Source organism: Bacillus sp. MN7755 (genome assembly GCF_054771475.1).
Window position 1 is genome coordinate 41,902 of sequence record NZ_BTRL01000007.1, and the last position, 13,908, is coordinate 55,809.

Below are 13,908 nucleotides of genomic sequence, written 5' to 3' on the forward strand. Positions count from 1 at the left end.
TATCATATTGTATAAATGAAAAGGAGGTAAGACGGTGAAAGCAATACCGACTGATGTCCTGAGTAAAGAATTGATGGAAAGAGAAGGCGTTATATCTATTACAGTAAAGGAATTTGAAAAGATAGAAGTAGCTGGAGTAGTAGTTGCTGGCCCCGCTGTTATTTTGATTAATCAAGATTAAGTACATATTATCAATTTTGAAAAGTACGAAAAGCATCCGTCCAGGGTGCTTTTTATTTGTATGCAAGGAAGAATATGGTGGATAATTGGATTACTGGAGGGAGAGTTTGTGGCAATTATTATAACGATGTTAGTAATGGGAGTTTTATTAGGATTTGTTGGAGCAGGGGGAGCTGGTTTTATTATCGCAATACTCACTTTAGTATTCCACATTCCTATTCACGTTGCGCTTGCAACGTCTTTAACTGCCATGGCATTTACGACATTATCTGGGGTTATAAGTCATTATCGCGAAGGAAATGTTGTATTTACTATAGGCGGGATTGTTGGTGGATGTGGAGCACTGGGTTCTTATATCGGTTCAAAAATTGGTTCACTTATACCACCGCATCTTCTTCATTGGTTTACAGCTGGGATGTTATTTTTATCTGCAATTTTTATGTGTATTAAATTAATTAAGTTTCAAAATAGGGAAGAATTACTTTTAGCAGAAATTAAAGATTTTTCGAAAGAAAACATAATGAAATGTATATGCCTTGGATTAGTCACTGGAATTATGGCTGGTTCATTTGGGATTGGTTCTGCACCATTTATTCAACTTGGATTAATGGTTCTATTAGGATTAACGATTCAGCAATCTGTAGGAACAACAATGCTTGTTATATTGCCGATTGCGATTGGAGGTGGGCTGGGATATAGTTCAGAAGGGTACCTAGATTATATATTATTATTGCAAGTATTAATTGGGACGATGTTAGGAGCGTATATCGGGGCGAAGTTTACAAATTATGCACCACGTATGCTTTTGAAGCTTTCAATGATTATGACACCAGTTTTAGCGGGATGTATGTTATTGATAGAGTGAAAATAATATAGCAAACTAATATGTTTTACGAATGAATTATGTAAGTAATTCATATTTCCCATATAAAAGGATTTGCTTTAATATAATGAGTGTAAAGTTCGAGTATTCGAAGTACTACTTGAATTATATCCCTATCCCTTTTCTAAAAATGCGAACAAGTTTTGCCCTATTCTATTCAATATTTAATTGCATAGAAATATATTGTTCGATGACCATTATGGAACGTACATAATGGGAAAATCCCGATCCTTAAAGAGGATGCCCCTAATCTTCATGTGAAAATATGATCGGATATGAAAGCTGACCAATTTATGGTCAGCTTTCTTTTTGTTCAAAAACTATTTCTTCTTTAATTTCTGTTTGTAATAATAAAGCTTTTCCGAAACGACGTTTACATTCCATACGCACTTTTTCAATGGCTAGTAGCTGAGTAGTGGCGGGAACTGTGACGATAGCTTGACGAGGTTTTCGATTTTCTTCACAAAAGACACATTCCACAACATATTTAGAAATCATATTTTCATCCTTCCATTTTTAATTTCTAAGAAGGGATTGTCTATGAAGTTCATGTAAACTTTCGTCATCGTTTGACTTTTTTCCTTTTTTTTCAAGGAGAAAATAATAAAGAAGGCGAATGTTTGTAGGGGAGGGATTTACAATGGAGAGATGGATAGGTGCAGCAGCTATATGTGTAAATGAAAGAAATGAAGTCTTAATGGTATTGCAAGGACAAAAGGGAGAAGAAAAAAGGTGGTCTATCCCAAGTGGAGGACTTGAAAAAGGAGAAACATTAGAAGAATGTTGTATCCGAGAGGTTTGGGAAGAAACAGGCTACAATGTGGAAATTATAAATAAAATATATGAAAAAGAAGGTATTACATATGGAATTCCCGTGTATGTTCATTATTACTTTGTAGAAAAAGTAGGCGGTAATATGAAAATACAAGATCCTGATGAGTTAATACATGAAATTGCTTGGAAAGGAATACATGAAGTTGAAACATTATCATTAGCGTTTCCGGAGGATTACGAGTTAATATACCAATATATAAATAAAAAAGCAAGTATTTAAATACTTGCTTTTTAATGTATCCACGATAAGAAAAGCGGAACGATAACTAAACTAGCTCCTGCTGTTAAAAGCATGGATAAACTGGCGATTGTTCCTTCTACAGGACCGATTTCAAATGCTTTTGATGTACCGGTGCCATTTGCGCTCGTGCCTAACATAATGCCTTTTGCGAGCGCTGTTTTAATACGACATATACGTATGAGAGAAGGACCGAGCAATGCTCCTGTTAATGCAGTTAAAACAACAAATACAGCTGTTAATTGTGACATACCACCAATCATTTCTGAAATGGCCATTGCAATTGGTGTTGTTACAATATGAGGCGCTAAACTATGTTCTAACGATGAATCAATTTGAAAATAATTTGCTAGTAGTGCTGAAGTAATAACTGATAAAAACGAACCGACAATGACATTAAGTAAAATAGCCATTCCATGTTTCTTGAGTAAATCAAAGTATTTATAGATTGGCCATGCAAAAGCAACTGTTGCAGGCTTTAATAATTCTGTTAACCATTGGCCGCCAGTTTCATATGTTTCATAAGGTGTGTCTAGTCCGAGTAATAAAGCAATTAAAATAATAGGACAGACGAGAAGAGGAGAAAGTAAGCTCCAATTCCAGCGTTGATACATTTTCTTCGATATCCAATATGTGAATAGTGTTAATAATAAACAAAGGAAGCCAATCATTGCACGGATCCTTTCCGTTTTAGTAGCAATTCTGTTAAGAGTCCTGTAACGAGAGTGACGCAAAGTGTACTAATCATAATAATTAAAATGAGATCGATTCCATATTGTGATAGTGTATCTTTGTAGCGTATAACAGCGACTGCAGAAGGAATGAAAAATAAAATAAGTTCTTTTAATAAAAAGTCTGCTCCGTCCTGTATCCACTCTTTTTTCACTAGGTTAAATTTTAACGAAATTAACAATAGAAAAATACCGATTATACTTCCTGGAACTGGGAGGTGTGCCTGTTTTGCAATCCATTCACCTGTCCAAGCGAAACAAAATAATAGTAAAATTTGTCCGCTTAATTTCCACCATTTCATACAGTAACCACCTCTTTCTTTTTTTACATAAAAATTGTAAAAAAGAATTAACAATTTCTACTATACGTTCATTCAAAAAATTTGTCTAATATATAAATTATATGTTATTAATATATTAGACGTATTAATTGAAATGGAAAAGGGTGTCCAAAATGGAATTACGGCATTTGCAATATTTTGTTGTAGTGGCAGAGGAGTTACACTTTGGACGAGCAGCTGCTCGTTTACAAATGACACAACCACCGCTTAGTCAACAAATTCAGCAATTAGAAAAAGAAATGGGAGTTATGTTATTTTCAAGAACGAAGAGAAAGGTTGAATTAACAGAAGCTGGAGAAATGTTTTTGAAAGAAGTAAAAAAAGCGTTCGAACAAATTGAAAAAGCGGTAGAGATTGCACAAAGTGCCCAAAGGGGAGAAGTGGGCTCACTTTCAATTGGTTTTGTAGGTGCGGCGATATATGATATTTTACCATCTATCGTAAGGGAGTATAGAAAGAAATTTCCGAGGGTATCTGTTGCATTACATGAATTATCTACTCCAGATCAAGTGCATGCACTTCATGATAATCGTATTGATATTGGATTTTTGCGTCCACCAATCCCAACACAATTATTAGAATTAGAGCCAATTCAAAAACTATCTTGTACGTTATGTTTACCGAAGGCTCATCCACTTGCAGAGAAAGATGAAATACATATAGAAGATTTACGGGATGAACCGTTTGTATTTATTACGAGACCAGTATGGCCAGCTTTGTATGATACAATTTTATCCCTTTGTAGAGAAGTTGGATTTAGCCCGCGTATTGTGCAAGAAGCAACGGAATATCAAACAGTTATGGGACTTGTAGCAGCAGGGATTGGAATTACAGTAATACCCGTATCGGCAAATAAATTATATAAAACAGAAGTTGTATATAAAGAGCTATATGATTCTAATTTTGTTGCAGAAATGTCAGTAGCTTACAAAAAAATGAATAGCAATCCCGAGCTTTTGGAGTTTTTAAAAATTGCAAGAGAGAAGAAAAGAATAGAAGTTGAGGATGAGAATAATTAATTAATTTAAAAGTACACCTCATTAAACAATAAAGCGGAAATGCACTGAAGCGCATTTCCGCTTTATTGTGCTTTTTTAGCTCTATACTAAAGAGATAAATATGTTCATTTTCTTGTAATAATTGATCAATAGCTTTTTTTTCTTCAAGCATTGGCACTCTTACGGTTTCTTTATTTGTTTTTATTATAGCGGCTAAAGGCTTTTTTTGATTGTATTTTAAGTTTATAGCAGATTGAATCGTAGTAGATGCAGAGCTGTTTACACTTGGAGGCAATTCTTCAGGAACGAGCATTGAACTACCTTCAATATTAACATACCAATGTTTTTGCTTTTGTACATCTTTATCGAGTTGGAAATGTGGTGGTAAAAAAGAAAGTTTTACTTTCTTTTTTGAAAATGTGAGGTAGCTATATTGGCAATTTCGTTTGTTTTTTTACCGTTTTGATAATAATCAATCGTAGCGTTTATTTCATCTTTCTCACTTTTAAGCGTAACACAATAAGACATGCTATTTCCTTCTTTAAAAGGAGTTATTTGTAAAATAGCAGATTGTTCTTTTGTTAATTTGTAGGGCTCAACAATGGAAACTTCATTGTTTTTTAGTGGGCTACAACTTGTAAGAAATAATAAAGACAAGATTGCTAGTAATTTTATACGCATGCAATCCCCCCCTTTTTTACAATTATATTCTAAATATGATCTATTTACCCTTTTGTTTTCTAGGACTAAAGACTTAGAAAAAACTCCTATTGTAGTGCGATGTTAATAATGTCATATTTTTATACACTAGTAGTATAGAATGAGTTTGTTATGAAGTAAGGTAGGGGAAAGAATGTATGTCTGTATGTCGGTTAGTGAGAAAAAATATAAGAACATTTGCTGCCAAAAGGATGAAGCAATTCATGTGGATTGCTATGAGTACTATGATTTTATTTTTTATGATATCGCTACAATTTAATGAAGTAGTTGCTGTGGGATTAGGGACTACACTTTTATTTCAAATGTATTTTTACACGCTGTTTATCGTAGTCATTTTAATATGTATGTTTATTATATATAAAATGACGTATTCTTTTCTGCTAGTGAGGAGAGAGGAATTCCAAACATATGTAGCAAGGAATAGGAAGAGAAATGACGTACTATGTTTATTATGTCAGGAGCAATTATTTATTTATGGAGCAGCATTTGTTTTTGGGTTAGTTAATGGGATGTTATTTTTGAAATTATTTACGATTATCTTTATGAAAATAGCAGGAATACAAGGGATAAATAGTGCACCGATTACAATATATGCAATAGTAGTTGTTAGTATAATTATGATCGTTATCTTCCTATTATCGATGCTGCAATGTTTTCGATTTATTCAAAGTTTACAAGATAAAAATCCATTTCATTTCAAGGAAAAGGCATGAGAAATCATGCCTTTTTCTATTTTACACATAAAAATAATCATGTTACAGTGTAAAGACCTGACAAAGAATGGGAAGGAAAGGTTGTATAGAATGACAAAAGAACAATCAATTGTAAAAGTTGAGCGGTTAACGAAACGAATCGGTTCAAAGACACTTGTAGAAAATATTAGTTTCGAAGTTAAAAAAGGTGAAGTAGTTGGTTTGCTCGGACCAAATGGTGCTGGAAAAACGACTTTAATGAGAATGATGGTCGGCATGATTCGCATGACAGAGGGCGAAGTTTGGATTGACGGTCAATCTGTCAAACAGCAATTTGAAAATACTGCTGCGAAAATTGGAGCAGTAATTGAGACACCGGAATTTTATCCTTTTTTGAGCGGCTATGAAAATTTAACATATTTCGGACGAATGAATGGTAACGTGACAGAAGAACGTATCGATGAAGTAGTGAAATTGTTAGGGATGGGACAAGTAATTGATCGCAAAGTAAAAGCATATTCACTCGGCATGAGACAACGATTAGGAATTGCTCAAGCCCTTATTCACGATCCGGATGTATTGATATTAGATGAACCAACGAATGGATTAGATCCTAGTGGAATACATGAAATGAGAATGTACATAAAGAAAATTGCACATGAACAAGGGAAAGCGGTACTTGTATCTAGTCATTTACTTTCAGAAGTTGAATTAATGTGTGACAGAGTTATCATTATTCAGCACGGAGAATATGTGGCGACGCAAAATATTCAGCATAATCAAAGCGAAGAGATGGAGACAATTCGTATACGAGTAGATGATGCGAATAAAGCGGCAGAAATATTAGAACAAGATGTTTTAATAAAAGGTAATGATCTACTTATTAATGTAAAAGATGAAGAAATCCCAAATGTTATTCGTACATTGCTTGAGAAAAATATTCAAGTTTATCGTGTATATGAAGAAAGAAAAACGTTAGAAGAGCAATTTTTAGAATTAACAGGGGGAAAAGATATTGTTTAATTTAGTATATAACGAACTGTATAAAATATTTAAGCGAAAGCGAACGATTATTCCATTTGCAGTTATTGCAGTATTAATAATTGGATTAGGGTGGGTTACGGTCAAGTATTTAGAACCGGAAACAAAAGGATGGAAAGCCGATTATACAGAACGAACTGTAGAAATAGAGAAAAAGTTAGGCATGAAAAAAGAAGCTATTTTAGCAGAACGATCTGGAGACGAGCTTGTAAATGAATATCAACTTAAGATGAAGCATTTAGATACAGATACTGCACCGGCAAGTAGTTCCCCGCTTTCTTTCATGAGAGATACAGGTTTTATCGTATTTCCAATATTGCTTCCATTTATCCTTGTGTATGCAAGTACAATTTTTGCGAATGAATATAGCTGGGGAACATATAAATTTTTAACGATACGACCAGCGAGTCGATTTAAAATTTTAACAGCTAAATTTTTAGCAATCGTGATATTTGCAGCGTTATTGTTTATATTTAATATGATTTTCTCCATTTTATGTGGACTTGTTATTTATAAATTCCAGCAGCCTGCATGGAGTGAGTTTATATTCCAAGATGGAAATATTATAAAACAAAATATTTTTGTAGAAGCTAGTAAGTATTATATTTTATCGTGGTTGCCGACTATTGTGTACGCAGCGTTTGCATTTATGATTTCTGTGTTAACAAGATCTAGCGGAGGCGCAATTGGTATTTCACTATTTCTTGCTTTATCAGGAAACATTGCATTACTAGCAGCAACTAGATACGATTGGGCGAAATATTTATTGCCAGCAAATACAGATTTATATAGTATTTCAAAGAATGGAAGTTTTATTGATGGAGTAACATTCCCGTTTGCTTCATGTATGTTATTACTGTATTTATTTGTATTTTTAAGCATTTCTTATACAGTATTTTTAAAACGTGATTTAACTTAATAAAAGGAGCCGTTAAGTCTTAACGGCTCCTTTTTTATGCAAATTGTTTAAGTGCTTTTTCAGCTAACAAAGCGAAGAATTCTGCACTTATAGGTAAAGCTCGCTCGTCTACTGTAAAAGCTGGATGATGCCATTCATGTGTACCACTCGTTCCCATAAAGACGAATGAACCAGGTATTTCTTGTTGATAAAAAGAAAAATCTTCTCCAGCCATTGACGGGGTAGGGGAGATAATATTTAAATTCATTTTTTCTGCAACTTGAGTCGATAAATTTGTTAGAGATGTATCGTTATGAACAGCAGGAGGACCTGGATAAAAGCGAAATTCTGTTTTTACACCTAATGCATCAGAAACTCCTTGAATAATACGTTTCATTAGAGCTGGAATCTTTTCGCGTGTTTCTGCTTGGAAAGTACGAACGGTTCCTTCCAACGTAGCTTTTTCAGGAATAACGTTCCACGTATTTCCTGAATGGATGTTTGTAACGCTAACTACGGCATTATGAGAAGAACTTATATTTCGGCTTACAATTGTTTGGAGTGCCATAACAATTTGAGAGGACGCGACAATAGGATCTACCCCAGCGTCTGGTACAGCTGCATGTGTACCAACTCCGTGAATTTCAATTTCAAATCGATCAACGCCGGCCATCAGTGGACCATCTTTAATACCGATTGTACCTACTGGTAAATCAGGTTTATTATGCATACCGAAAATAGCTTGCACGCCATGTAAATGTCCGACTTCAATTACTTTGCAAGCACCATTGCTACTTTCTTCAGCTGGCTGGAATATAAAGCGTACAGTTCCGTTAAGAGAAGATTCTTTTTCCTTCAATAAATAAGCGGCCCCTATAATAGAAGCTGTATGAAAATCATGCCCACAAGCATGCATTTTACCGTGAATTTTTGAAGCGTACGGCAAATTTGTTTCCTCTTGAATAGGAAGGGCATCAATATCAGCACGGATTGCTATAAGTGGTCCACTATTATTCCCCGAAATCTCAGCAATAACGCCTGTTTCTAAACTAGAATTTATAATCGTGATGTTTTTTTCTTCTAACCAATTTTTTATAGCTTTCGTCGTTTCAAATTCTTCGTATGATAATTCTGGATGCTCATGTAAATTTCGACGAATAGAAATCAGCGTCTCAGTTAATTGCTCTAGATTGGCTGCCACTTAGAATGACCTCTTTCTTAAATAAAGTATTTACATTAAGTATACAATAATAAAAGAGAGGATTCTCAAATGAAAATCCTCTCTCGTTTATGCTGCCAGTTTTTTGTGTGTATGATGTTTACGATAACGTCCACGCATTGCATAGGCAATTTGCGGGATTGCAATACCAATTAAAATAAGTGATACACCGAACCATTGTGAAGATAGTACAGCTTCTTTTAAAACGAATACAGACATAATTGTTGTAACTGGTAGTTCGGCTGCGCCAAGAATAGTCGCTAAGCCAGAACCAATCTTTGGAATACCAATTGTAAAGGCGATAGAAGGAATAACGATACTAAATGTTCCTAAACCTAAACCGTATTTCCAAAGTCCTTCAGAAATTGCACCGTTAAAAATAAATGTGGGTGGGAATACAATCATTACTAAAGTTAAAGCTCCAGCCATTAAGAGAACACCACGTGGTAATGAAGGTACTTCAACAGCAACTTTTCCGCTCACAAAAATGTATGTTGCAAATGTAACAGCAGATAATAAACCTAGTATGATTCCAGTCGTATCGAAATCACCTGCTGATTTTTCTAGTAAACCACTTGATAAAAATGTACCTGCAAGTAAGAAAATAACGGAAATAACTTTTTCTCTTGAAGGTAATGTTTTTGTTGAGACTGCTTCAATAATAATTCCGACCCAAACGAATTGGAATAAAAGTATAATTGCAATAGATGCTGGTACAGTTTTTAATGATGCATAATAAAAAATTCCAGTGAAGCTTGCAGATGTTCCTGCAACGAATAAAATTAACGCTTGTTTTAATGGGACACGGTGTCTAGAAAATAGAAGTGTAATAGCAAGCAAAATAATCCAACCGAACATATATTGGCTGCCAATTACCTCTCCAAGTGAAAATCCTTCTGCATATGCAAGTTTAACGAAAATAGCTAAAATCCCATAACTACACGCTCCTAATAAAACTAAAAGAGAATAACGAAGCATGAAAAATTCCTCCCATCTATATGAAATTGTTCCGTAACGGACATATATAACTAGAGGGAAGTATACAAAATTAAAAATAAAGGGTCAAATAAAAGAAAAGTGTGACATTTTATAGAATAATAATAAAAGTATCATATTTATGCATAATCTTGAAATTAATAATAATAGAAGTATTGTAAAATCAGGTTTGTATTGTATAAAGACAGCATTTGAAAAAAATATTTTTTAATCAATATGTATATAGACGTACTAGTAACATGCTAATCATTTGAGAAACTAGGGTACCTTTGTTATGTTGATAACATTAGAGAGGTTTTGTAGTTTAATTGAGATTTTTCTATATAATAGAAGGAAATGAAAACGTTTTTTAAAAACTGTGTGAAAGGTTAGTTTTTCTTATTATCATGTTGGAAAAGTGATTTCACGAATTGTTCATAGTATTTTTACGTGTTTTTGCTACAATATGTAAGGAGAGGAGTGGAATAATGCAAGATATTAGTATTTTTTTAGCGTTTGGCGCCGGGTTTTTATCATTTATTTCCCCATGTTGCTTACCGCTTTATCCGGCATTTTTATCGTACATAACAGGTATGTCGGTTTCTGAGCTGAAAGAAGAAAATGCAATGCTTCGCAAAAGAAGTATGATACATACAGCGTTTTTCTTACTTGGATTTTCAATTATATTTATTGCAATTGGATTTGGTACAAGTTTTATTGGAGGTATCTTTACAAATTATAAAGATTTAATTAGACAGTTAGGTGGTATATTTATCATCGTGTTCGGTCTTATTATTGTCGGCGTGTTTAAGCCGAAGTTTTTAATGCAAGACCGTAAATTTACGTTTAAAAATCGTCCGAGTGGTTATTTTGGATCTGTTTTAATTGGTTTAGCATTTGCTGCAGGATGGACGCCTTGTACAGGACCTATTTTAGTGTCTGTAATCGGATTAGCGGCAACAAATCCAGAATCAGCAATGATTTATATGATTGCATACATACTTGGATTCGCTATCCCGTTCTTTGTGCTATCATTCTTTATTACGAAAATGTCTTGGATTAAAAGAAATAGTATGAAGTTCATGAAAATCGGGGGATACGTTATGATTGTTATGGGTATCTTCCTATATTTTAACTGGATGACGAAAATTATCGTATATTTCTCAAGTTTATTTGGTGGTTTTACCGGTTTTTAGTATTATTCTGTGAAAATGTTGGAAATACTAACGGAAAAGCATATAATGAAAGTATATTTTGCATATAGCCACAAAAAAGGATGAGAAAATATGAACATAGTTGTTTTATCCAGTATCGTTGCTGTTTGTATGGCTGTTGGTGCGATGTTTATTCGTTTAAAAGCAGCTAAGAAACCTGCAACATTGAAAAAAATTATACTTCCGCCATTTTTTATGAGCACGGGAGCATTGATGTATGTTTTTCCTGAATTTCGATTAACTCCAGCAGAAATGTTAGAAGCAATTGGAGTTGGTTTGTTTTTCTCTATTTTTCTTATTAAAACGTCTAAATTTGAAATTAGAGGACAAGAGATTTATTTGAAGCGTTCAAAAGCATTTGTCTTTATTTTAATTGGATTACTTGTCGTGCGTATTGTATTTAAAACATACTTAAGCCAATCTCTTGATTTAGGACAACTTAGTGGCATGTTCTTCTTACTGGCATTTGCGATGATTGTGTCATGGAGAATTGCGATGTACCGTTCCTTTACGAAATTACAGAAGGAAATGGAAAAAGAAGATGGCTTTTATAATGAAAAAGATATGAAACTAACTTGAAGTATATATCTGTACAGAAAAAACAGCGTCAAAGACGCTGTTTTTTTTGATATTATTAATAATTTTTTGTTCCAATTTCAACTTATAAATTGTTTAGTCTTGCGGTTAACTTGTTTGAAAAATGAAGATTATTTTGCTAATAAAGTTTTATAATTTGAATAATCAATTTCTTTTTCTTGTAGTTTTTTTACTAAAAATTTATGATCACGCTTTGGTGTAGCAATAATATATCCTTTAATAATTAAGTCTTGTGTAATTTGAGAGGCTTTTTCTTGTAATGCAAGTTCTCCGATTTTACCAGCAATTTTTGATTTAGCAACATCGCGAAATAGTTCAGGAACAGGACTTACGAGCTCTTCTAACAATTGTTTTTGTTCGTCATCCCATAAATGCCTCGTTTTATTAATATAGTGCTCTTCCCAATCTAAAATAGACATACCATCTTCTTTTGGTAATCGTTTTAAAAATTTTCTGAACATAAAGTATCCACCAATAGACATAAGTCCCAGTAAAATAACAGTCCATAGCACAATAAACCAACTGAACCATCCTTCGAGCAAGTGTATCCCCCCTTAATGATTGCGGTTTTCTTTTATTCATATTATAAACAGTGAGATTCATAGAAAGCAAGAACGCTTGGTCATTTTGACCAAGCGTTATCATTTAAACGAAGTATAGTTGTTCAACACATAAATTATTATTATCATCTTCTACATATTCAATAATTAATGTGCCAACTTTACGATCTTTATCTTCAGTTGTGAAAATAGAGTAAGAAGTAAAACGTGCTGTTGATAGGCCGCTTATATGTGTAGGTAAAGAAATGTAGTCGTTATCGCTGAAGAATTCCATTAGTTCAATATCCTCAAATTCTTTTCGGTCAACTTGTTTGTTTGTATAGCGGCGTTGAAGTTGTTTTAAAGACTCATTCCAAGAAATTGCTTTTGTGTCGTATACCATTGTTCTATCTCCTTACTGTATGTAATTATTAAGAACATACGTTCTAATCTAGTATACTCTTTTTAATAGAAAAGGGAAAGCAAAAAATAATGTAAGCTTGGATTTCCAAGCTTACATTATTGATGCGTCCGTCATAATCTCTATTTTTTATTATAAGTTAGATAAGAATAAGAAACAAGATGATATATATTTCGTTGATAGTTTTTAAAATTCTGTATATTATCGATGTATTATAGGAAAAGGGAATGAGAGAGATGGTATACGTAATTTCACTCCAAGGGCCGATGGCAAGTGGAAAAACCACCTTAGCTAAAAGGCTAGAGCTACATGGGTTATCGGTTATATATGAAAATCCTTATCCAATTGTAGAAAAACGAAAAGAATTAAATTTGGATATGAATTCAAAAGAAGGGTTTATAGCAAATCAAAAAATGTTTATAGAAGCTAAAATAAAGGAGTTTCAAAATGTGAAAGATTCAGTCGTAATTTTTGATCGTGGACCAGAAGACATTGAGTTTTATACACTTTTTTACCCAACGATTATAGGAGAAGCGTGGGATATAGAAACTGAACTGAAAGGTGAATTATATAAATTAAGAGAGTGCCGTTCGGATGCGATTTTTTACTTAGATGTTACGAAAAAGAATGTATATGATAGAAAAAACAGTGATAGAACAAGAAACAGAAGTACATTTGAGGAGCGATTTAAATTAGTAGAAACTGAAAAAGGCTGGTATAAACGATTTCCTGTAACTTATGTGGACACGAATAGATTAACAGTAGACGATTTAGAGGTATATTTTATGGACTGGTTAAAGGAGAGAGGGCTATGAAAAAAATAATTTTATTTGTATACCCAACATTTGCGGAGTTTGAAATAACAGTAGCAACGGCATTGCTGAAAAACAAATATGAAATCATTACAGCAGGTTTAACAAAAGAAATGATTATAAGTGAAACAGGTTTGCAAGTGCAACCACATATAGAATTAAGGGAAGTGCATGTAGAAGAATATGAGGGAATTATTATTCCAGGCGGAGATGCAATACATATGGAGGATGCAGAAGGACTCTTTTCAGTCATTCGTCAATTTCACGAAAAAGAGAAATTAGTAGCAGCTATTTGTGCAGGACCGTATGCGCTAGCAAAAGCAGGCTTACTCAAAGGAATATCGTATACAGTGACTATGGATTATAAACAATTAGATTGTTTTCCAGTAGAAAATTTTGTGTATGAACAAGTTGTGCAACATTCAAATATTATTACAGCACAGGGGCATGCATTTGTACCATTTGGAATAGCGATTGCCTCTTATTTTGGGATAGCGAACGAACATAATATAAATTTTTACAGCGGTAAGGGGAATGTGATGATGGAGGAGCTTTTGCCTGAGAATGTATAAAAG

Annotated in this window: 18 protein-coding genes and 2 pseudogenes; 12 read left to right on the forward strand and 8 right to left on the reverse strand. The window is 33.6% G+C overall.

Features of this window, described 5'->3' with window-relative positions:
• Window positions 1-34 precede the first annotated feature (34 nt).
• Window positions 35-181: a BC1881 family protein gene (locus tag ACYVEC_RS05425; RefSeq protein WP_000644411.1), complete on the forward strand. Its 147-nt coding sequence runs from the start codon at window positions 35-37 to the stop codon at window positions 179-181.
• A 60-nt stretch (window positions 182-241) separates the two neighbouring features.
• Entirely contained in the window at window positions 242-1,045 is an 804-nt protein-coding gene (locus ACYVEC_RS05430) for a sulfite exporter TauE/SafE family protein (RefSeq protein ID WP_142332739.1), read from the forward strand.
• A gap of 315 nt (window positions 1,046-1,360) precedes the next feature.
• On the opposite strand, the gene ACYVEC_RS05435 is transcribed toward ACYVEC_RS05430, so the two are convergent.
• Window positions 1,361-1,561, reverse strand: coding sequence for a DUF3903 domain-containing protein (locus ACYVEC_RS05435; RefSeq protein WP_063221320.1), 201 nt, complete (start codon window positions 1,559-1,561; stop codon window positions 1,361-1,363).
• Between the two features lie 142 nt (window positions 1,562-1,703).
• On the opposite strand from ACYVEC_RS05435, the gene ACYVEC_RS05440 reads away from it, so the two are divergent.
• Complete coding sequence (locus ACYVEC_RS05440; protein WP_063221319.1) at window positions 1,704-2,117, forward strand: NUDIX hydrolase; 414 nt, start codon at window positions 1,704-1,706, stop codon at window positions 2,115-2,117.
• 11 nt (window positions 2,118-2,128) lie between these two features.
• On the opposite strand, the gene ACYVEC_RS05445 is transcribed toward ACYVEC_RS05440, so the two are convergent.
• Both ACYVEC_RS05445 and ACYVEC_RS05450 read right to left on the reverse strand, forming a co-directional pair.
• Window positions 2,129-2,806 (reverse strand): LrgB family protein, encoded by a 678-nt coding sequence (locus ACYVEC_RS05445; protein ID WP_063221318.1) that lies wholly within the window; start codon window positions 2,804-2,806, stop codon window positions 2,129-2,131.
• A complete protein-coding gene (locus ACYVEC_RS05450; protein WP_000872364.1) occupies window positions 2,803-3,168 on the reverse strand; it encodes a CidA/LrgA family holin-like protein in 366 nt (121 codons plus the stop codon). Before ACYVEC_RS05450 ends, ACYVEC_RS05445 begins: the two co-directional genes overlap by 4 nt.
• 152 nt (window positions 3,169-3,320) lie before the next feature.
• Here ACYVEC_RS05450 and alsR point away from each other — a divergent pair, with 152 nt between their 5' ends.
• Window positions 3,321-4,226 (forward strand): acetoin biosynthesis transcriptional regulator AlsR, encoded by a 906-nt coding sequence (gene alsR, locus ACYVEC_RS05455; RefSeq protein WP_063221317.1) that lies wholly within the window; start codon window positions 3,321-3,323, stop codon window positions 4,224-4,226.
• Window positions 4,227-4,296: 70 nt separating this feature from the next.
• On the opposite strand, the pseudogene ACYVEC_RS05460 reads toward alsR, so the two are convergent.
• Window positions 4,297-4,886 (reverse strand): annotated as a pseudogene (locus tag ACYVEC_RS05460) (histidine kinase); the annotation flags it as partial.
• Between the two features lie 176 nt (window positions 4,887-5,062).
• On the opposite strand from ACYVEC_RS05460, the gene ACYVEC_RS05465 reads away from it, so the two are divergent.
• From ACYVEC_RS05465 to ACYVEC_RS05475, 3 genes are all read left to right on the forward strand, one after another.
• On the forward strand, window positions 5,063-5,638 hold the full coding sequence (locus tag ACYVEC_RS05465) for an FtsX-like permease family protein (RefSeq protein ID WP_063221316.1): 576 nt from the start codon (window positions 5,063-5,065) through the stop codon (window positions 5,636-5,638).
• Window positions 5,639-5,728: 90 nt separating this feature from the next.
• Window positions 5,729-6,640: an ABC transporter ATP-binding protein gene (locus ACYVEC_RS05470; RefSeq protein ID WP_063221315.1), complete on the forward strand. Its 912-nt coding sequence runs from the start codon at window positions 5,729-5,731 to the stop codon at window positions 6,638-6,640.
• Complete coding sequence (locus ACYVEC_RS05475; RefSeq protein WP_063221314.1) at window positions 6,633-7,577, forward strand: ABC transporter permease; 945 nt, start codon at window positions 6,633-6,635, stop codon at window positions 7,575-7,577. The genes ACYVEC_RS05470 and ACYVEC_RS05475 overlap by 8 nt, the downstream gene beginning before the upstream one ends.
• 34 nt (window positions 7,578-7,611) lie before the next feature.
• Here the strand turns inward: ACYVEC_RS05475 and ACYVEC_RS05480 are convergent, their stop codons facing one another.
• Complete coding sequence (locus ACYVEC_RS05480) at window positions 7,612-8,757, reverse strand: M20 peptidase aminoacylase family protein (RefSeq protein WP_063221313.1); 1,146 nt, start codon at window positions 8,755-8,757, stop codon at window positions 7,612-7,614.
• An 87-nt stretch (window positions 8,758-8,844) separates the two neighbouring features.
• Entirely contained in the window at window positions 8,845-9,753 is a 909-nt protein-coding gene (locus ACYVEC_RS05485; RefSeq protein ID WP_060631865.1) for an EamA family transporter, read from the reverse strand.
• 326 nt (window positions 9,754-10,079) lie between these two features.
• Here ACYVEC_RS05485 and ACYVEC_RS05490 point away from each other — a divergent pair.
• From ACYVEC_RS05490 to ACYVEC_RS05500, 3 genes and pseudogenes are all read left to right on the forward strand, one after another.
• A pseudogene (locus ACYVEC_RS05490) lies at window positions 10,080-10,222 on the forward strand (peptidase T).
• Between the two features lie 16 nt (window positions 10,223-10,238).
• Window positions 10,239-10,946, forward strand: coding sequence for a cytochrome c-type biogenesis protein CcdA (gene ccdA, locus ACYVEC_RS05495; RefSeq protein WP_001152684.1), 708 nt, complete (start codon window positions 10,239-10,241; stop codon window positions 10,944-10,946).
• Between the two features lie 90 nt (window positions 10,947-11,036).
• Entirely contained in the window at window positions 11,037-11,543 is a 507-nt protein-coding gene (locus tag ACYVEC_RS05500; protein WP_001028639.1) for a CcdC family protein, read from the forward strand.
• Window positions 11,544-11,671: 128 nt separating this feature from the next.
• Here ACYVEC_RS05500 and ACYVEC_RS05505 read toward each other — a convergent pair whose 3' ends face one another.
• Window positions 11,672-12,103, reverse strand: coding sequence for a DUF2621 domain-containing protein (locus tag ACYVEC_RS05505; RefSeq protein WP_000889382.1), 432 nt, complete (start codon window positions 12,101-12,103; stop codon window positions 11,672-11,674).
• 103 nt (window positions 12,104-12,206) lie between these two features.
• A complete protein-coding gene (locus ACYVEC_RS05510; protein ID WP_063221312.1) occupies window positions 12,207-12,503 on the reverse strand; it encodes a hypothetical protein in 297 nt (98 codons plus the stop codon).
• A 254-nt stretch (window positions 12,504-12,757) separates the two neighbouring features.
• Between ACYVEC_RS05510 and ACYVEC_RS05515 the strand changes: the two genes are divergently transcribed.
• Together ACYVEC_RS05515 and ACYVEC_RS05520 are read left to right on the forward strand one after the other, a co-directional pair.
• A complete protein-coding gene (locus tag ACYVEC_RS05515; RefSeq protein WP_063221311.1) occupies window positions 12,758-13,336 on the forward strand; it encodes an AAA family ATPase in 579 nt (192 codons plus the stop codon).
• Complete coding sequence (locus tag ACYVEC_RS05520; RefSeq protein WP_063221310.1) at window positions 13,333-13,905, forward strand: DJ-1/PfpI family protein; 573 nt, start codon at window positions 13,333-13,335, stop codon at window positions 13,903-13,905. Before ACYVEC_RS05515 ends, ACYVEC_RS05520 begins: the two co-directional genes overlap by 4 nt.
• Window positions 13,906-13,908: the final 3 nt, after the last annotated feature.